The organism is Cupriavidus sp. 10L45 (genome assembly GCF_056395225.1).
On record NZ_JBFTJC010000012.1, the window covers coordinates 59,026 to 76,271 of the forward strand.

Annotated in this window: 17 protein-coding genes; 9 read left to right on the plus strand and 8 right to left on the minus strand. The window is 68.5% G+C overall.

The window, feature by feature from the left end:
* Window positions 1–2: 2 nt before the first annotated feature.
* On the plus strand, window positions 3–863 hold the full coding sequence (gene fdhD / locus AC1DFU_RS21065) for a formate dehydrogenase accessory sulfurtransferase FdhD (RefSeq protein ID WP_092298128.1): 861 nt from the start codon (window positions 3–5) through the stop codon (window positions 861–863).
* 7 nt (window positions 864–870) lie between these two features.
* The gene (locus AC1DFU_RS21070) at window positions 871–1,119 is read left to right on the plus strand and encodes a formate dehydrogenase subunit delta (RefSeq protein WP_441591814.1); all 249 of its coding nucleotides are present in this window, start codon (window positions 871–873) and stop codon (window positions 1,117–1,119) included.
* 1 nt (window position 1,120) lies between these two features.
* Here the strand turns inward: AC1DFU_RS21070 and AC1DFU_RS21075 are convergent, their stop codons facing one another.
* The 3 genes from AC1DFU_RS21075 to AC1DFU_RS21085 form a co-directional block, all read right to left on the minus strand.
* Complete coding sequence (locus tag AC1DFU_RS21075; protein WP_092298156.1) at window positions 1,121–1,591, minus strand: MgtC/SapB family protein; 471 nt, start codon at window positions 1,589–1,591, stop codon at window positions 1,121–1,123.
* Window positions 1,592–1,693: 102 nt separating this feature from the next.
* Complete coding sequence (locus AC1DFU_RS21080; RefSeq protein ID WP_441591815.1) at window positions 1,694–2,389, minus strand: transglycosylase domain-containing protein; 696 nt, start codon at window positions 2,387–2,389, stop codon at window positions 1,694–1,696.
* A 108-nt stretch (window positions 2,390–2,497) separates the two neighbouring features.
* Window positions 2,498–4,009 carry a DASS family sodium-coupled anion symporter gene (locus AC1DFU_RS21085; RefSeq protein ID WP_441591817.1) on the minus strand — a complete coding sequence of 504 codons (1,512 nt, stop codon included), beginning with the start codon at window positions 4,007–4,009 and terminating at the stop codon, window positions 2,498–2,500.
* Window positions 4,010–4,299: 290 nt separating this feature from the next.
* Here AC1DFU_RS21085 and AC1DFU_RS21090 point away from each other — a divergent pair, with 290 nt between their 5' ends.
* Window positions 4,300–5,061 carry a tyrosine-protein phosphatase gene (locus AC1DFU_RS21090; RefSeq protein ID WP_092298165.1) on the plus strand — a complete coding sequence of 254 codons (762 nt, stop codon included), beginning with the start codon at window positions 4,300–4,302 and terminating at the stop codon, window positions 5,059–5,061.
* An 18-nt stretch (window positions 5,062–5,079) separates the two neighbouring features.
* Here AC1DFU_RS21090 and AC1DFU_RS21095 read toward each other — a convergent pair whose 3' ends face one another.
* Window positions 5,080–6,303 (minus strand): acetate/propionate family kinase, encoded by a 1,224-nt coding sequence (locus AC1DFU_RS21095; RefSeq protein ID WP_441591819.1) that lies wholly within the window; start codon window positions 6,301–6,303, stop codon window positions 5,080–5,082.
* 40 nt (window positions 6,304–6,343) lie between these two features.
* Window positions 6,344–7,312, minus strand: coding sequence for a phosphate acetyltransferase (locus tag AC1DFU_RS21100; protein WP_092298171.1), 969 nt, complete (start codon window positions 7,310–7,312; stop codon window positions 6,344–6,346).
* A gap of 275 nt (window positions 7,313–7,587) precedes the next feature.
* Here AC1DFU_RS21100 and AC1DFU_RS21105 point away from each other — a divergent pair, with 275 nt between their 5' ends.
* The 4 genes from AC1DFU_RS21105 (at window position 7,588) to AC1DFU_RS21120 (ending at window position 11,843) form a co-directional block, all read left to right on the plus strand.
* Window positions 7,588–9,876 (plus strand): DUF3141 domain-containing protein, encoded by a 2,289-nt coding sequence (locus AC1DFU_RS21105; protein ID WP_441591820.1) that lies wholly within the window; start codon window positions 7,588–7,590, stop codon window positions 9,874–9,876.
* A 13-nt stretch (window positions 9,877–9,889) separates the two neighbouring features.
* The gene (fabI, locus tag AC1DFU_RS21110; protein ID WP_092298177.1) at window positions 9,890–10,669 is read left to right on the plus strand and encodes an enoyl-ACP reductase FabI; all 780 of its coding nucleotides are present in this window, start codon (window positions 9,890–9,892) and stop codon (window positions 10,667–10,669) included.
* A gap of 39 nt (window positions 10,670–10,708) precedes the next feature.
* Window positions 10,709–10,951, plus strand: coding sequence for an RNA-binding protein (locus tag AC1DFU_RS21115; RefSeq protein ID WP_092298180.1), 243 nt, complete (start codon window positions 10,709–10,711; stop codon window positions 10,949–10,951).
* 85 nt (window positions 10,952–11,036) lie between these two features.
* Window positions 11,037–11,843 (plus strand): TOBE domain-containing protein, encoded by an 807-nt coding sequence (locus AC1DFU_RS21120; protein WP_441591822.1) that lies wholly within the window; start codon window positions 11,037–11,039, stop codon window positions 11,841–11,843.
* Here the strand turns inward: AC1DFU_RS21120 and AC1DFU_RS21125 are convergent, their stop codons facing one another.
* Genes AC1DFU_RS21125 through modA form a run of 3 tightly spaced genes read right to left on the minus strand, consistent with a single transcriptional unit; the run spans window position 11,844 to window position 14,085 of the window.
* A complete protein-coding gene (locus AC1DFU_RS21125) occupies window positions 11,844–12,569 on the minus strand; it encodes an ATP-binding cassette domain-containing protein (RefSeq protein WP_441591824.1) in 726 nt (241 codons plus the stop codon). It abuts the gene before it with no gap.
* Between the two features lie 13 nt (window positions 12,570–12,582).
* On the minus strand, window positions 12,583–13,299 hold the full coding sequence (modB, locus tag AC1DFU_RS21130; RefSeq protein ID WP_441591826.1) for a molybdate ABC transporter permease subunit: 717 nt from the start codon (window positions 13,297–13,299) through the stop codon (window positions 12,583–12,585).
* A 27-nt stretch (window positions 13,300–13,326) separates the two neighbouring features.
* Entirely contained in the window at window positions 13,327–14,085 is a 759-nt protein-coding gene (gene modA / locus AC1DFU_RS21135; protein ID WP_441591827.1) for a molybdate ABC transporter substrate-binding protein, read from the minus strand.
* Between the two features lie 251 nt (window positions 14,086–14,336).
* Here modA and AC1DFU_RS21140 point away from each other — a divergent pair, with 251 nt between their 5' ends.
* Entirely contained in the window at window positions 14,337–16,415 is a 2,079-nt protein-coding gene (locus tag AC1DFU_RS21140; RefSeq protein ID WP_441591829.1) for a bifunctional 2',3'-cyclic-nucleotide 2'-phosphodiesterase/3'-nucleotidase, read from the plus strand.
* A complete protein-coding gene (locus AC1DFU_RS21145; RefSeq protein WP_441591830.1) occupies window positions 16,415–17,242 on the plus strand; it encodes a tetratricopeptide repeat protein in 828 nt (275 codons plus the stop codon). The genes AC1DFU_RS21140 and AC1DFU_RS21145 overlap by 1 nt, the downstream gene beginning before the upstream one ends.
* Window positions 17,243–17,246 lie beyond the last annotated feature (4 nt).

The window sequence follows — 17,246 nt, forward strand, 5'->3', positions numbered from 1 at the left end:
CGATGAAGCGCTGCATGCCGCCACACGAGACCGCGCCGGATGAGGCGGGGGAATTCCCAGCGACCCAGCAGTCGATGGCGGTGACGCGCTGGCGCGGCGGGGAAGCGATGGCGGCGACAGCCGAGATCGACCATATCGCCGAGGAAGTGCCCGTGGCGCTGGAGTACAACGGCGTCTCGCACGCGGTGATGCTGGCCACGCCGGCCGATCTGGAGGACTTCGCGCTGGGCTTCAGCCTGAGCGAGGGCATCGTGGCGGCGCCGCGCGACATCTACGGCATCGAGGTGGTCACGCGCCCGAACGGCGTGGCCGTGGAGATCGAGATCGCCAGCGAGGCCTTCGTGGCGCTGAAGGCGCGGCGCCGCGCGCTGGCCGGCCGTACGGGCTGCGGGCTGTGCGGCACCGAATCGCTCGACGAGGTCATGCGGGCGCCGCACGCGGTGCAGAGCGAGGCGTCCTTCGACCCGGCCGTGCTGCACGCCGCCTTCGCCCAGTTGCAGCGCCGTCAGGCCCTGCTGCGCGACACCGGCGCCACGCACGCGGCGGGCTGGCTGCGCGCCGATGGCGAGGTATCGCTGGTGCGCGAGGACGTGGGCCGGCACAACGCGCTGGACAAGCTGGCGGGCGCCCTGGCCCGTTCGGACGAGGATATCGGGCGCGGCGCGGTCATCGTGACCAGCCGCGCGAGCTATGAGATGGTGCTGAAGACGGCCGCCATCGGGGCGGGGGTGCTGGCAGCGGTGTCCGGCCCCACCGCGCTGGCGGTGCGCCTGGCCGGGACGGCCGGCGTCACGCTGGCGGGATTCGTGCGCGCGGGCGGCCTGGTCGCCTACGCGCATCCACATCGACTACGGATGGCTTAGACCTGTCATGCACATCGACAACCTGATCAAGATGGCTAACCAGATCGGCGGCTTCTTCGAAGCCATGCCGGACCGCGACGAGGCGCTGGCCGACATCGCCAGCCACCTGAAGCGCTTCTGGGAGCCGCGCATGCGGCGCGCACTGCTGGCACACGTGGACGCGACGGATGGGGGCGAAGGGCTCATCCCCATCGTGCAGGCGGCGGTGGCGCGGCATCGGGAGAAGCTGGAGATTACGTTGCGGGCCACCGTGTGACCTACTTCTTGAGCCGATAGAGCACCTGCAGGATCACGAGCCCGAACAGCGTGCCGACCACGGCCGTGCTTTCGCGGCCGAGGCCGCAAGCCACGCCGATGGCGGCCACGGTCCAGATGCTGGCGGCCGTAGTCAGGCCCTGGATGTTTTCCTCGCTGTTGAGCTTGATGATGGCGCCCGCGCCCAGGAAGCCGATGCCGGACGCCACGCCCTGAAGCACCCGGCTCATGTCCGCGACCTCCATGCCCGCCATCAGCGGCACGAGCACGAACAGCGCCGATCCCAGCGCCACGAGCATGTGCGTGCGCAAGCCGGCGGCCTTGCCGGCCGCTTCCCGCTCGAACCCGATCAGCCCGCCCAGCACGATCGCGAGCGTGAGCCGCGTGAGAATGCGGGTCAGTTCCGCGACATCGGGGATATCGGCGAATTCCGAACGCAGCGTGCTGTAGACCTCTCCCCAGATCCCATCCATGGCAGGCTCTCCGTGATCGTCTTGCGGGGAGGCTAGCATGCAGGGCGCTGCGCGCGCAGTCGGGCGCCGGCTGACAGCGGAAGTGCCGAGGTCAGCCCAAATTCAGCGCAGGCGCAGCGGCTCGAGCAGCGCGGCGTCGTATTGGGCGCGCGAGATCCGGCCGAGTTCCATCATCCGCAGCAGGATATAGGTCTGGCGCTGGCGCGCCCGGCGCGGGTTGACCACGGGATTGTTGGCCGATGGCGCCTTGGGCAGGCCGGCCAGCATCGCGCATTCGGCCAGCGTGAGCTGGGCGACGGGCTTGGCGAAGTAGGTCTGGGCGGCCTCGTCGAAGCCATAGGCGCCCTGGCCGAGGTAGATCTTGTTCAGATAGATCTCAAGGATCTCGTCCTTGGTCAGCGCGCGCTCGATCCGGTAGGCCATCAGCACTTCGTAGAGCTTGCGCGTGTAGGTCTTCTGGCGCGACAGGAAGAAGTTGCGCGCCACCTGCATGGTGATGGTGGACGCTCCCTGGGAGAGGTCGTCCGAGAGATTGGCGATGCCGGCCCGCATCACGCCGACGTAGTCCACGCCGTCATGGAGATAGAAGCGGTCATCCTCGATGGCCACCACCGCCTCGCGTAGCGCCGGCGGGAACTGGCGTAGCTCGACATAGTCCGGCGTCTTGCGGAAGGCGGTCAGGGAGTCGAGCGACGGAAGCTGGCGGTCGGCCACCAGTACCGCGAAGGCGATGAGCAACGCACCGCCGAGTACGGCGAGCAGGACGAGTTTGACGAAGGCGGACCAGAGGCGTTGCATGGCGCATATTTTGCCATGGGTCCGATGACGATTCGGAAATTGCCGATCGCCCGCCTTAATTCGAGCACGGGTTTCGTGATGGGGGCGTCTTGTTGGCGGGGACGGCGGTCAGACCCAGCCGAGCCAGCGCCAGTACGTGGCCGCGAACAGCAGCATCAGGCCATAGCCGATGATCGTCAGCGGAATGCCCACGCGGGCGAACTGTCGGCCGTTGAAAGTGTCCGTGCCGAGGCAGACCATGTTCTGCGGCGCGTTGATCGGCAGGATGAAGCCGAAGCTGACCGTGAAGCCGAGCAGCATGGTCATGCCGACCTTGTTGATGTCGCCCGGCAGCGTCTGGAGCACAGAGATCAGGATGGGCAGCAGCGCGGCGGTCAGCGCGGTGGCGCTGGCGAACCCCAGATGGATCAGGATCAGGAACGCGGACAGCACCGCGAAGACCATCAGCACGCCATGGTCGGCAAGGCCGGAATGCGTGACCACGAACTTGCCGAGCCACTGGCCGGCCTGCGTGGTCAGCAGCGCGGTGCCAAGGCTGATGCCGACGCCGAACACGATCAGCGTGCCCCACGGCGTGCGCGCCTGCATGGTCTTCCAGTCCATCACGCCAAAGCGCGGCAGCATCAGGATCACCAGGCCGACGAAGGTGATCGTCGCGGTGTCGAAGCTGTGCAGCTTGCCCTCGGTCGCCCAGAACACCAGCAGGCCGATGGCGACGGCGGCGAGACGCTTCTGCGGGCCGGTCATCGACCCGAGCGCGGCCAGTTCGCGCTGCACGGCTTCCTTGCCGCCGGCAATCGCATCGGTTTCGGGCGGCAGCAGCCAGCGCACGAGGAAATAGAGCACCGCCGACATGACGAGCGCCCACGGCGCGCCGGCGATCAGCCATTGCAGCCAGGTCACGCGCTCCCCGAGCAGCTTGTCCATGAAGCCGGCGGTCAGCAGGTTCTGCGCGGCGGCGGTCTGGATACCGACGTTCCACACGCTGGTGGCCATCGCCACCATGATCATGATGCCGGCGGCGGTATTGGACTTCTTGTCCACGCCGAACGCGGCAATCACGCCCATCATGATCGGCACCGTGCAGGCGCTACGCGCGGTGGCGCTGGGTACGACCAGGCTGAGGATGATCGTGACCGCGATGGTGCCGATGAGGATGCGGCGCGTGCTGGTGCCGATGGCGGAGAGCGTGACCAGCGCGATGCGCCGGTCGAGCCCCGTCACGGTCATCGCGGCCGAGATGAAGAGCGCGGCCGCCACCAGCGCGAGCGCCGTGTTCGAGAAGCCGGCCAGCGCCATGCCCAGCGCGCGCGAGGTGCCGTAGTTGACCGTGGAATCGGCCACCGTCGGCGCGAAGCCGATCAGGCCCGCCATCAGCGAGGTGATCATGATCGCGCTGGTCTCGTAGGTCACCGCCTCGGTGATCCACACGACCACGGCGAAGGCGAGGATGGCGAGCATGCGCTGCCCCGCGATGGGAAGCCCTTCGGGCGTAGGTATCAGGAGTACCGCGGCGAGCACGGCGAGGGCGAGGTACAAGCCCCAGTGGAGGGTCACCTTGGGGGTGACGGGCGCCGACATGGCGGCGGCAGGTGCAGCAGAGATATGCGAGTCAGGCATCTTGACTTCCTAAGTGGATGAGCCTGTCGACGCGGTCGTCACGCAGGGTCGCCGCGGTCGACCCACGCATTATGAGAAGCGTGCCTGCCCATGCCAAGGCACCGCGTCAGCGGGATTTGTCCAGGATCAAGCCTCTGCAAGATCAGGCATCGGGGGCGACACACGGTGCGTCACGGCGGCGCAACGGATGGCGGACATTGGGCGATTCCCGATGGCGCCGCGTGTCCTCGATCTGAAATAATTGGGGACGATGTTGAAAACCCTTCGATCACCCTTAACCGGACACCGACATGGTGACTCACCCAACACACATCCGTCCGTGCCTACCGCTGGAGACGATCAGCAACGCACGTGACCTCGGTGGCCTCGTCGGCGCGCATGGGCGCCGCGTGCGTCACGGCAAGCTCTTTCGCAGCGGCAATCCGGCGCTGGCCAGCGTGGCGGACCTGGATCGCCTGCATGCGCTGGGCCTCGACATGGTCATCGACTTTCGCTCGGCCGGCGAGAAGTCCCCGCAGGAGGCCGCCTTCGGTGAGCGCTTCCGCTGGATTCCCGTGCCGGTGCTGGAGGGCAGCATGGCGATGGACGTGCTGATGCCACGTCTGCGTGACAGCACGCCGGCGCAGGTCCACGCCTTCATGGTCGATGTCTACCGCGATTTCCCGGTGCGCTATCGCGACGCGTTCGGCGGCTTCCTGCGCAATGCGGAGACAGGCGGCACGCTGTACTACCACTGCACGGCCGGCAAGGACCGCACCGGCTTTGCGTCGCTGCTGCTGCTGTCCGCGCTTGGCGTGGCGCGGGACGACATCGTCGCCAACTACCTCGAGTCCAACCACTGGAACCGCCGCTTCAACGAGGCGATCCTCGCGCGAACCGAGGCGCTGGGCGTGCCGCCCGACGTCATCATGCCGTTGCTCGAGGTGCGGCCGGAATACCTGGAGGCGTCGATCGCCGCCATCGAGCAGGCGCACGGCGGCCTGGAGGCTTATCTGGCCGATGGTCTTGGCGTCGATATCGACCGCCTGCGCGGCCACTATCTCGAAGCCTGAGCCCGGCCGCCGCCGCTACTACAGTCCGCCGCGCTCGCGCAGGATGCGCGCGGTGGAGAGCGCAATCATGCCTTCCTCGTCGGTCGGCAGCACCAGCACGGGCACGCGGCTGTCGTCGCGGCTCACGCGCTGGGTGTTGGCGGCATTGGCCTGCTCGTCAAGGCGGATGCCGAACAGCCCGTCGAGGTAGGCGCAGATGCGCGCACGCACCTCGGCGGAGTTCGCACCGATGCCTGCCGTGAACACCAGCGTATCGAGCCCGCCCAGCGTGACGGCCAGCTTGCCGATCTCCTGCGCGGCGCGATAGGCGTAGAAGTTCACCGCCAGTACGGCGCGCGGCTCGTTGCTGGCCAGCAGCACGCGCATGTCGCTGCTGATGCCGGAAATTCCCTTGAGCCCCGACTGGCCGTACAGCATGGCCTGGATCGCATCGGCTTCCATGCCTTGCGCGGCGAGCCACAGCACCGCGCCCGGATCGATATTGCCGCAGCGCGTGCCCATCGGCATGCCATCCAGCGCGGTCAGTCCCATTGTCGATTCCACACTCCGGCCCTCGCGCATCGCGCAGAGGCTGGCGCCGTTGCCAAGATGCGCCACGATGACACGGCTTTCGGCGAGGTCCGGCGCCACCTGCCGCAGCCGGCGCGCGATATACGCATACGACAGCCCGTGGAAGCCATAGCGGCGGATGCCGCGCTCGTAGTACTCGTACGGCAGCGCCATCAACTGCGCGAGCGGGTCGTGGCCGGCGTGGAAGGCGGTGTCGAAGCAGGCCACCTGCAGCAGCTCCGGCACGGCGGCGCGCACCGCACGGATCGCGGTCAGGTTATGCGGCTGGTGGAGCGGGGCGAGCGGGACGAGGGCCTCCAGCCGCTCGATCACGTTGTCGTCGATCGCCACCGCATCGGCGAAGTCTGCGCCGCCATGCACCACGCGATGGCCGACCGCCACCGGTGGCGTATCGCGCAGGCCCACGCTCAGCGTCAGCCGAATCAGGCGGAAGGCGGCATCGTGGTCGGCCACCTGCTCCACGGGAAACTGCTCATCGGCCACGACGCGGCCGTCGGCCATGCGCGCGGTCAGGCGCGGCGCCACGCCGATGCCCTCGATCTGCCCGTGCGCGGCCAGTTCGGGCTGGATATCGACATTGTGATGCGCCGACTCGGGCACCACGTAGATGGAAACCTTCACGCTCGATGACCCGGCGTTGACAACGAGGATCACGGGATGGACGGTACTCAAGATGATTCTCCTGGCGACTGTCTTGGCGCTGGCATCGCGCTCAGGCGGGCACGGCGGCGGCGGTGCGGCGCGCATGCGCAAGCAACACGGCGATGGCGCAACTGCCGATGCGCGCGCGCACGCTGTCGGCACGGCTCGTCAGGATGATCGGCACCCGTGCGCCCAGCACGATGCCGGCGGCCTCGGCGCCGGCCAGGAAGGTGAGCTGCTTGGCGAGCATGTTGCCGGCCTCGAGGTCCGGCACGAGCAGGATGTCGGGGTCGCCGGCCACCTCGGAGTGGATGCCCTTGGTGTCCGCTGCGGCCTTGCTGATCGCGTTGTCGAAGGCCAGCGGGCCGTCGAGGATGCCGCCTTCGATCTGGCCGCGCCGGCTCATCATGCAGAGCGCTGCCGCGTCGATGGTCGACGGAATCTTGTCGGTGACGGTTTCCACGGCGGAGAGGATCGCCACCTTGGGCGTCTCGATGCCGAGCACGCGCACCAGGTCGATGGCGTTGCGGACGATGTCGGCCTTCTCGTTCAGCGTGGGGAAAATGTTGACCGCCGCGTCGGTGATGAACAGCGGCTTGTGATAGGTGGGCACGTCCATCGCAAACACGTGCGAGAGACGCCGGCCCGTGCGCAGGCCGCTCGCCGAACTGGCCACCGCGTGCATCAGCTCGTCGCTGTGCAGGCTGCCCTTCATCAGCAGTTCGGCCTCGCCGGCACGCACCGCTTCCACGGCACGCGCGGCGGCGGCGTGGCTGTGCGGGACGTCGAGGATGCGGGTGCCTTCCAGCGACAGCCCGTGTTCCGCCGCGACATGGCGGATGCGGACTTCGGGGCCGACCAGCAGCGGCACGATCAGGCCGAGCCGAGCCGCCTCGAGCGCGCCATCGAGCGAACTGTAGTCGCACGGATGGGCCACGGCGGTGGGAATCGGCGGCAGGCCCGCGCAGCGCGCGAGCAGCATGGCGTACTTGTCGCCGGTCGGCGGCAACGCGGACGGGTCCAACGTAGGTGTGAGCATGGGCAGCGTTCCCTGGAACCAATATTCTGGAGTCGGGCAGGCATCCCCCGGGGGCCAAGGATGCTGCATTGCGCAAACGGCATCTGCGAGTATAGGTCGGGCGACGATGACACGCCAGCGTCATATCCGGCGCGGAAATTGCACGAATCTGCGCCATCGGTTGTCTTCGTCCGCCGAGGCTGGTAGATTTTTACTTGCTGCATCGCAACAGGCGCCTAGTACGCCGCTGCGACCCGTCTGACCACCTCCACACCTTCCCAGAGGGGAGAATCGGAATGAATGCACGCCAACCCGCCGGGAGCGGTCCCGCTCCCGCGCAAGATGAATCCGCATCGCCTCCGCCGTTCCCAGATCTCTCGGCAATCTCCGCTTACGCTGCCCATCCCCTGGCCCAGGCCGCCTGGGAGTATGGCGTCGACGCCTGGCAGCGCAGCATCCTCTTCCTCGACATCCTGCGCCGGCGCGGTAACGAGACGGCCGAGCACGAGCGCGGTGGCATGCCGCCCGTGCTGGTGTTCGAACATGAATTGCTGATGGACGGGCGCACGATGCCCAAGCCCGTCAATTACGCGCTGCTGCGCATCGTCCCGCCGGAGGCCAATCCGACCGATCCCGACAAGCGCCCCTTCGTGGTGATGGACCCGCGCGCGGGCCATGGCCCCGGCATCGGCGGCTTCAAGGCCGACAGTGAAATCGGCAACGCCATCCGTGGCGGCCATCCGTGCTACTTCATCACCTTCTTCCGCGATCCCTGCCCGGGGCAGACCATCGAGGACGTGGCGCGGCTCGAAGCCACCTTCCTGCTAGCGGTGGCCGAGCGCCATCCGAACGCGCCGGGCAAGCCGTTCGTGGTCGGCAACTGCCAGGCCGGCTGGGCGCTGCTGATCCTGGCCGCCGCCGCGCCCGACGTGACCGGCCCGATCCTGCTGGCCGGCGCGCCCGTGGCGTACTGGGCCGGCGTGCGCGGCAAGAATCCGATGCGCTACAGCGGCGGCCTGCTCGGCGGCTCGTGGCTCTCCTCGCTGGCCGCCGACATGGGTAACGGCCGCTTCGACGGCGCGTGGCTGGTGCAGAACTTCGAGAAGCTCAACCCGGCCAACGCGCTCTGGGAAAAGCTCTACAACGTCTACGCCAAGGCCGATACGGAAGGCCCGCGCTTCCTCGAGTTCGAGCGCTGGTGGGGCGGCCACTTCCTGATGAACCGCGAGGAGATCGACTGGATCGTCCAGAACCTGTTCGTCGGCAACCACTTGACCGCCGGTGAGATCCACAGCGCCGATGGCGAGACCGTGATCGACCTGCGCAACGTGCGCTCGCCCGTGATCGTATTCGCGTCCTGGGGCGACAACATCACGCCGCCCCAGCAGGCGCTGAACTGGATCCCCGATCTCTACGCCAACGTGGACGAGATCGTGGCCAACCAGCAGACCATCGTCTACTGCCTGCATCCGTCGATTGGCCACCTCGGCATCTTCGTCTCGGCCAGCGTGGCCAACCGCGAGCACACCGAGCTGTTCTGCGCACTCGACCTGATCGACGTGCTGCCGCCCGGTCTCTATGAAGCGAAGATCGAGGACGTGGCGCCGGGGACCTCGCACCGCGACCTGATCGAAGGCCGCTACCTGGTCCGCTTCGAGCGCCGCACCATCGACGATATTCTCGCGCTCGACGATGGTCGAGACGACGAGCGCCCGTTCGAGGTGGTGCGCCGCGTGGCCGAGATCAACCAGCATCTGTACGACACCTATGCGTCGCCGTTCGTCCGCGCCGCCGCCACCGAAGTCACCGCCGAGGCGATCCGCGAGACCCATCCCTCGCGCATGGAGCGCAAGCTCGCCAGCGACACCAATCCGCTGATGGCCTGGGTCGGCGCGCTGGCGCCGATGGTGCGCGAGCATCGCCAGCCGGTCTCGGCCGACAACCCGTTCATGGCGATGCAGACGGCGATGTCCGACCAGATCGTCACGATGCTGAACCAGTACCGCGACGTGCGCGATGCCTGGCAGGAGCAGTGGTTCGAATCGCTCTACGCCACGCCGTGGCTGCCGGCGATGCTCGGCATGGAGACCACGGCGCGGCGCGCGGAGTCGCCGGCCATCCACGCGCTGCGCGCGGAGGTGGCCGAACTGCGCAAGCGCGAGGCGCTGGCGCACGTGGGCGAAGGCACGGCGCTCGACGCCTTCACGCGCATCCTGGCCTACGTGACGGAGGGGAAGTCCGCCATCGAGGAGCGGCCGTTCAACCTGCTGCGCAAGCTCGCGCGCGAGAACCCGCCGGAGAAGCGCGTGACGCTGGCGCAGTTCAAGGACGCGGTCTGGCGCCAGAGCTATGTGGTGAGCCTCGATGCCGCTGCGGCGCTGCAGGCGCTGCCGGCGCTGGTGCCGGACATGAAGGAGCGCCGCCGCGTGATGGTGCTCGCGCATCGTGTGCTGACCGTGGGCGGGCCGCTCGATGACGACTGGCTGGCGCGCTATCGCCAGGTGGCCGCCGTGCTCGGCGCGGACCACAGCAGCCCGGCCACGCGCGACGCCGAGGCCGGTGCGGCCACCGATTCCGCCACCTGAGGAGGGCCGCGCCATGGTGCAGGTACCCAATCCGCCGCTGGCCGGCGCCCGTGTGCTGGTGGTGGGCGTGGCCAATGAAGACTCGATCGCCTGGGGCTGCGCGCGCGCGTTCCGCGAGCTGGGCGCCGAGATCGCCATGACTTACCTCAACGACAAGGCGCATCCGCACGTGGCGCCGCTGGCGGCGCAGGTCGCCGCCCCAATCTTCATGCCGCTGAACGTGGAGGACGAGACGCAGATGACTGCGCTGTTCGCGCGCATCGCCGAGGACTGGGGCCGGCTGGACGCCGTGGTGCATTCGGTGGCCTTCGCACCGAAGGCGGACCTCCAGGGCGGGCTGCTCAATTCTTCCGCCGAGGGCTTCGCCCGAGCCATGGATGTCTCGTGCCACTCGTTCATCCGCATGGCGCGCCGCGCGGTGCCGCTGATGACCGAAGGCGGCACGCTGTTCGCGATGAGCTACGACGGCGCCAACCGCGTGGTGCCGAACTACAACCTGATGGGGCCGGTGAAGGCCGCGCTCGAGGCCAGCTGCCGCTACCTCGCGCACGAGCTGGGGCCGCAGGGCATCCGCGTGCATGCGATCTCGCCAGGGCCGCTGAAGACGCGCGCGGCTTCGGGGCTCAAGGACTTCGACCTGCTGCTCGCGGAGGCCGCCGGCCGCGCGCCGCTCGGCGAACTGGTCGACATCATGGACGTGGGCTTCGCCACGGCCTACCTGGCGACGCCCTACGCGCGCCGGCTGTCCGGCAACACGGTCTACGTGGACGGTGGCGTGCACATCATGGCGTAGCGCGGCGGCGCAAGACTTTGGTAACCAGGAGAGGCTGTAATGCAGGTACTGATCCGTGGGCTGCATCGGGATGTGACCGAGGACATGCTGCGGGACAAGCTCAAGGGCTACGCGCCCGTGAACTCGGTGGAACTGGTGCGCGATGGCGATCCCAATCACCCGTGGGCCTGGGTGGACCTGGCGGTGGACCCCTTCACCGCATGGCGCCTGCTGCGCCAGCTCGACAAGCAATACTTCGCCGGCAGCGTGATGCGCTGGTACATCCCGGCGCACCAGAGCTGAGGAGGATGGCGGGGAGGGCGGGGAGGTCGCCGGGGGCACCGCTTCGCAGTACCATAGCCGCACCTCGGCAACCGTAGACCTCCACATGCTAGAACTCCAAGGCGCCATCTGGTTTCGCGCCGGCGCACAGGACTGGGGCGGGCGCGACCGCATCGCGCTACTGGCCGCCATTGGCGAGCAGGGCTCGATCACCGCCGCCGCGCGCGCGGTGGGCATCAGCTACAAGGCCGCGTGGGACGCCATCGACGCCATGAACAACAGCGCCGGCGAGCCGCTTGTCTCGCGCGCCGCCGGCGGCAAGGGCGGCGGCGGCACGCGGCTGACCGACCGCGCGGAGCGGCTGATCCGCACCTATCGGGCGATGGAGACCGAGCACGCCCGCTTCGTCGCCTATCTCGACAAGCTGGGCGGGGCGCTATCCGACGCCGATCCCGATGATATCCACCTGATGAGGCGACTCATGATCCAGACCAGTGCCCGCAACAAGCTGTTCGGCCGCGTGGCCGCCGTGCGCGGCGGTGCGGTCAATGACGAAGTGACGCTGACGCTCTCGGGCGGTCAGCAGGTGGTGGCGACGATTACCCACGAGAGCGTGGAGACGCTGGGCCTGGCGCCCGGCGCCGAGGCGTTCGCGCTGGTCAAGGCTTCGTCGGTGCTGATCGGGCTACCCGATCCGGGCATGCGGCTGTCCGCGCGCAACCAGCTGCCGGGCGTGGTGGCGCGCGTGGTGCCGGGCGCCGTCAATGCCGAGATCGTGCTGGACCTCGACGGCGGCGGCACCGTCGCAGCCATCATCACCAATGGCTCGCTGGCCGATCTGGGCCTGAAGGAGGGCAGCCGCGCCCTGGCGATTTTCAAGGCGTCGAGCGTGATCCTCGGGACGATGGCCTGACTAGATGGCGTGCGCCGGCTGCTGCGGGGCGTAGACCGGCGGATGCTGGCGCCCGCGCCCGCCGCCGTGGATGCGGCCGTCGCGGATCTCCAGTACATGGTCGCTCAGCACTTCCACGTCCTGCGGGTCGTGCGAGATGACGACCATCGGCACGTCCAGGCTTTCCTGCAGCGCGCGCAGTTCGGCACGCATCCGCGTGCGCAGGGCGGGGTCCAGTGCCGAGAACGGCTCGTCCAGCAGCACGATGTCCGGCTGCGCCACCAGCGCGCGCGCCAGCGCCACGCGCTGCTTCTGTCCCCCCGAAATCTGGATCGGATACTGGTTGATGATCTCGCGCAGCCCGAACGCGTCGACCCAGCGCGCGGCCTCGGGCGGCAGCGCGCGGCGCGCCGGGTTGCGCCAGCCCCTGCTGAGGCCGAAGGCGATGTTCTGGGCCACGGTCAGGTGCGGAAACAGCGCGTAGTCCTGGAACAGATAGGCCACGCGGCGCTCCTGCGGGCGCACATCCACGCCGGTCTCGCTGTCGAACAGCGCGCGGCCGTTCAGGACGATGCGGCCGCTGTCGGGCGCCAGCAGCCCGGCAATCGCGCGCAGCGTCAGGCTCTTGCCGGCGCCGGACGGGCCGAACATGGCGATGCGCCGGCTGTCGGAATCGAAGTCGATGTCGAGCGCGAACTGGCGGTCAGCCGTGACAATGCGCTTGCGGATGGTGACGTGCATGCTCATGGCGATCTCACCGTCAGCGCGTGGCCGGGCCGCGCCGGAAGCGGCGCCGCTCGTAACTATCGCCAAGGCCGCGCGCGGCCGGCGGCACCAGCCGGCCGGCAATCACCAGCAGCACCACGCAGGTGACCGACGTCACCAACACCAGCAGGTTGGCGGTGTTGTCGTCGCCAGCCTGCACCGCCTCGTAGATGGCCACGGACAGCGTCTGGGTGCGGCCCGGCAGGTTGCCGGCGATCATCAGCGTGGCGCCGAACTCGCCCAGCGCGCGCGCGAAGGCCAGCAGCACGCCGGCCACGATGCCGCGCAGCGCCAGCGGCAGCGTCACCCGGAAGAAGATCCCGGTCTCGGACACGCCCAGCACCCGGGCGGCGTTCTCAAGCTGGTGATCCACGCCCTCGAAGGCAGCCCGCGCGGACTTCAGCACCAGCGGGAACGCCACCACCGTGGAGGCCAGCACCGCGCCCTGCCACGTGAAGACCAGCGTGATGCCGATCGATTCGAGCCAGGCGCCGAACACGCCGCGCCGGCCCACCAGCACCAGCAGGTAGTAGCCGAGCACGGTGGGCGGCAGCACCAGCGGCAGGGTCAGGATCGCATCGACGACATCCCGCGCCGACGAGCGCCAGCGCGCGATGCCATACGCCGCCGCCACGCCCAGCACGGCGTTGAGCAGCGTCGCCCATCCCGCCACCTTGAGCGAGAGCAGGAGCGGGGTCCAGATGCCATCCATGACGATGTGGGGATCCTGAAAAGGGGATTACGGCTTCTGGAAGCCGTACTTCGCCAGCACGGCCTGGCCGTCCGGCGACAGCACGTACTGCACGAAGCTGGCGGCCTGCGTCGGCTGCTTGGTCTGCGTGGTGATGGCGATGGGGTAGGTCACCGGCGTGCGGTTCGGCACGCGTACGGCCACCTTCACCTTGTCCGGCATGATGGCCGCGTCGGTGGCGAACACGAAGCCGGCGTCGACCTCGCCGCGCGCCACGTAGTCCAGGCTCTGGCGCACGTTCTGCGCCGGCACGCCCTTGGCGGAGACGGCTTCCCAGAGGTTTTCGGCCTCCAGCGCGTCCTTGGTATAGCGGCCCACCGGCACCGACGACGGGTTGCCATAGGCCACGCGCTTCACATCCGCCCGGGTCAGGTCGCGCAGCGCGCCAATGCCGAGCTTGCTGTCGGTCGGCACGATCAGCACCACCTGGTTGGCGGCGAAATCCTTGCGCGAAGCCGGCTGGATCACCTTCTCGGCCTCGGCCTTGTTCATCGCGTCCTGGTCGGCGGAGGCGAACACGTCCGCCGGCGCGCCGCGCACGATCTGCTGCATCAGCACGTCCGAGGCGCCGAAGTTCAGCACGACCTTGGTGTCGGGATGCACCTTCTCATACTGCTCGGCCAGCGTCTTGAACGCATTGGTCAGGCTGGCGGCGGCCGAGACCACGAGGTCGGCGGCAAACGCGGAGGGCGCGGCGCCAAAGGTCAGGGCGGCGGCGAAAACGGTGCGGCGGAGAAAGGGAGTCATATGAGAGGGGTAGGTCGCCTGGACGTCACAGGCGCAATATAAGTTGCTATATAGCGCTGCGTCAATCCGCCGGGCGTATAGCCATCTTCAGCCGGATCGAATAGTCCTGTGGGGCAATATGTGTTGTAAACGACACAAAATGACCCAAGACGGCCCATCCCGCGACTGTCACAGCGTTGACGCCTTGGCTCACCAAAATCCCCAGCGCACAGCAGCACAACAAAAAACACGCAAAAAGGGAATCCGAGACCATGTCACACCGCATCTCCCGTCTGCAGTCCGCCACCCTCGCGGCGCTCCTGGCCGGCACGGTGGCCATCGTGGCCGCATGCGGCTCCGACGACAGCCCCACCAACAACAATGGCGGCAATGGCGGGACGCCGGCGGCCACGGTGCCGGCCGGCACCAAGGCCACACTGGCGCTGCTGGAAACCACCGACCTGCACACCAACGTCCGTAGCTACGACTACTTCAAGCTGGCCGATGACCCGTCGCTCGGCTTCGAGCGCGTGGCCACGCTGATCAAGGCCGCCCGCCAGGAATTCCCGAACAGCCTGTTGCTGGACAACGGCGACACCATCCAGGGCACCGCGCTGTCCGACTACCAGGCGCTGGTGAAGCCGGTGGCCTGCAGCGAGACGCTGGCGATGTACAAGGTGATGAACGCCGCCGGCTACGACGGCGGCGGCATCGGCAACCATGAGTTCAACTACGGCCTGCCGTACCTGAGCCAGGTCACGGGCAGCCGTTTCAATGTCGATGGCCTGCCCGAGCCGGGCACGCAGACGGTCTGCGCCGGGCCGAAGTTCCCGCAGGTGCTGGCGAACGTCTACAGCGTGAAGACCCGCGCGCCGCTGTTCCAGCCCTACGCGATCCTGACCAAGACGGTCACCGCCACGGGCCCGGACGGCAAGCCGGTCACCGCGCCGCTCAAGGTCGGCATCATCGCCTTCGCGCCGCCGGCCATCCTGAGCTGGGACAAGCGCTGGCTCGACGGCAAGGTCTATACGGAAGGCGCGGTGGAAACCGCCCAGAAGTACATCCCCGAGATGCGCGCCAGGGGCGCCGACCTGATCGTGGTGATCTCCCACGGCGGGCTGGACAACTCGACCTACTCGCCGGATATGGAAAACGGCAGCTACCACCTGTCGAAGGTGGCGGGCGTGGACGCCATGCTGATCGGCCACTCGCACCAGATCTTCCCGGACGCCACCAGCACCGTGCCGCAGTTCAACCTGCCCGGCGTGGACAAGGTCAAGGGGACGGTCAACGGCGTGCCGACCGTGATGGCCAACTACTGGGGCAAGCACCTGGGCGTGATCAACCTCGCGCTGGCCTATGACGGCAGCAAGTGGTCGGTGGACCGCACCGGCACCACGGTCCAGGCGCGCTCGATCCAGAACGCCGACAAGACCTATGTGGCGGCAGACGCCTCCGTGGCAGCCGCCATCGACACCGAGCACCAGGCCACCATCCAGTACGTGAAGACGCCGATCGGCGCCACGAACTACCGCATGTCGAGCTATTTCGCCGATGTGGGCGACCCCGGCGCGATCCAGATCGTCAACATGGCCCAGGCCCAGTACGTGAAGGACTACCTCACCGCCAACCAGCCCGCGCTGGCCAGCCTGCCGGTGCTGTCGGTCTCCGCGCCGTTCAAGAGCGGCTTCGGCGGCGGCAGCGACTACACCGACGTCTCCGCCGGCAATCTGGCGATCAACAACGCGGCCGACCTGTACCTGTATCCGAACACGGTCTACGCGGTGAAGGTGAATGGCGACGAGGTCAAGGCGTGGCTGGAGACGGCCGCCAAGCGCTTCAACCAGATCAACCCGGTGCTGGCCACGGACCAGCAGTTGATCAGCAGCTTCCCGGGCTACAACTTCGACATGTTCACTTCGGCGGACATGCAGTACGAGATCGACGTCACCCAGCCGGTGGGCAGCCGCATCAAGAACCTGACCTACCAGGGCGCGCCGGTCACGGCAGCGATGTCGTTCATCGTCGCCACCAATAACTACCGCGCCAGCGGTGGCGGCAACTTCCCGGGGCTGGATGGCACGAAGACCGTGTACGCCTCGCCGGACGCCAACCGCGACGTGCTGATCGCCTATATCAAGAACGCGGCGAATGTGACGCGTGCAGCGCACGGCAGCGCGCGTAGCTGGCGCTTCACGCCAGTGACGACGGCTGGCAAGGTCGTGTTCAGCTCGGGCGTGGGCATGCTCCAGCAGGCGGTCGATGCGGGCCTGACCAACATCACGCTCGACAAGGCCGACGATGGCGCGAACAAGAACCTGTCGCAGTACAAGATCGACCTGAGCCTGTGATGACCGCCGCTGCCGCCACTGCCACCGCCACCGCTACCGCCACCTTCCCGCCCGCCTTCCGGCGCCGCCGGGCCCATCCGCTGTTCGCCGCCGCGCTGGTGGCGGTGACGGTGGCCGCAGCCGGCGTGGCCGGTGCCGCCGCGTGGCGCCACCATGCCGAGGCGCGCCAGGCCGAACTGGCGCAGTGGCAGCGCATGGCCAGCATGGCCGCCGATGCCGACGCGCTGTCGCGGCTGGCTCGGGCGGCAGATGCGGGCGAGACCGCCGCCCGCGCCGCGCTGGGCGAGACGCTGCTGGCCCGCCCCGATGCGCTCTCGCGCGCCGATGGCGAGCGCTGGCTGCGCCTGGCCGCCGACAGCGGCAGCGTGCGCGCCCACTTCGTGCTCGGCAAGGCGTCGATGCTGGGGCAACTGTCGGTGCGCCAGCCGGACCTCCCGCGCGCCTGGACCCACCTCGAAGCCGCCGCCCGCGCCGGCGATGCAGGCGCCGCGTACTACCTGGGCCTGCTGTGCCGGGGCGGTTATGGCCGCGCGCCGGACGCCCCGGCAGCCGTGCGCTGGCTCACCGTGGCAGCCGAGGGCGGCGTGGCGCAGGCCATGTTCCTGCTGGCCAACGCCTACCGCGACGGGGAGGGCGTGCCGCGCGACGACGCCCGCGCCGTGGACTGGTACGAAGCCGCCGCCGAGCGCGAGCATCCGGCGGCGCTCCAGGCGCTGGCCATGGCCTACCTCAACGGCGAACTCGGCCTCGCGCGCGACGACAAGGCGTACCGGCAGCACATGGCCGAGGCGGCGCACGCACTGCGGCACCCGGCGCTGACCCCCTGAGGTG

Excerpts from the sequence above, each read along its gene's own strand:
- fdhD (WP_092298128.1), top strand. The coding sequence starts at position 3 with ATGAAGCGCTGCATGCCGCCACACGAGACCGCGCCGGATGAGGCGGGG.
- AC1DFU_RS21070 (WP_441591814.1), top strand. The coding sequence starts at position 871 with ATGCACATCGACAACCTGATCAAGATGGCTAACCAGATCGGCGGCTTC.
- AC1DFU_RS21075 (WP_092298156.1), bottom strand. The coding sequence starts at position 1,591 with ATGGATGGGATCTGGGGAGAGGTCTACAGCACGCTGCGTTCGGAATTC.
- AC1DFU_RS21080 (WP_441591815.1), bottom strand. The coding sequence starts at position 2,389 with ATGCAACGCCTCTGGTCCGCCTTCGTCAAACTCGTCCTGCTCGCCGTA.
- AC1DFU_RS21085 (WP_441591817.1), bottom strand. The coding sequence starts at position 4,009 with ATGCCTGACTCGCATATCTCTGCTGCACCTGCCGCCGCCATGTCGGCG.
- AC1DFU_RS21090 (WP_092298165.1), top strand. The coding sequence starts at position 4,300 with ATGGTGACTCACCCAACACACATCCGTCCGTGCCTACCGCTGGAGACG.
- AC1DFU_RS21100 (WP_092298171.1), bottom strand. The coding sequence starts at position 7,312 with ATGCTCACACCTACGTTGGACCCGTCCGCGTTGCCGCCGACCGGCGAC.
- AC1DFU_RS21105 (WP_441591820.1), top strand. The coding sequence starts at position 7,588 with ATGAATGCACGCCAACCCGCCGGGAGCGGTCCCGCTCCCGCGCAAGAT.
- fabI (WP_092298177.1), top strand. The coding sequence starts at position 9,890 with ATGGTGCAGGTACCCAATCCGCCGCTGGCCGGCGCCCGTGTGCTGGTG.
- AC1DFU_RS21115 (WP_092298180.1), top strand. The coding sequence starts at position 10,709 with ATGCAGGTACTGATCCGTGGGCTGCATCGGGATGTGACCGAGGACATG.
- AC1DFU_RS21120 (WP_441591822.1), top strand. The coding sequence starts at position 11,037 with ATGCTAGAACTCCAAGGCGCCATCTGGTTTCGCGCCGGCGCACAGGAC.
- AC1DFU_RS21125 (WP_441591824.1), bottom strand. The coding sequence starts at position 12,569 with ATGAGCATGCACGTCACCATCCGCAAGCGCATTGTCACGGCTGACCGC.
- modB (WP_441591826.1), bottom strand. The coding sequence starts at position 13,299 with ATGGATGGCATCTGGACCCCGCTCCTGCTCTCGCTCAAGGTGGCGGGA.
- modA (WP_441591827.1), bottom strand. The coding sequence starts at position 14,085 with ATGACTCCCTTTCTCCGCCGCACCGTTTTCGCCGCCGCCCTGACCTTT.
- AC1DFU_RS21140 (WP_441591829.1), top strand. The coding sequence starts at position 14,337 with ATGTCACACCGCATCTCCCGTCTGCAGTCCGCCACCCTCGCGGCGCTC.
- AC1DFU_RS21145 (WP_441591830.1), top strand. The coding sequence starts at position 16,415 with ATGACCGCCGCTGCCGCCACTGCCACCGCCACCGCTACCGCCACCTTC.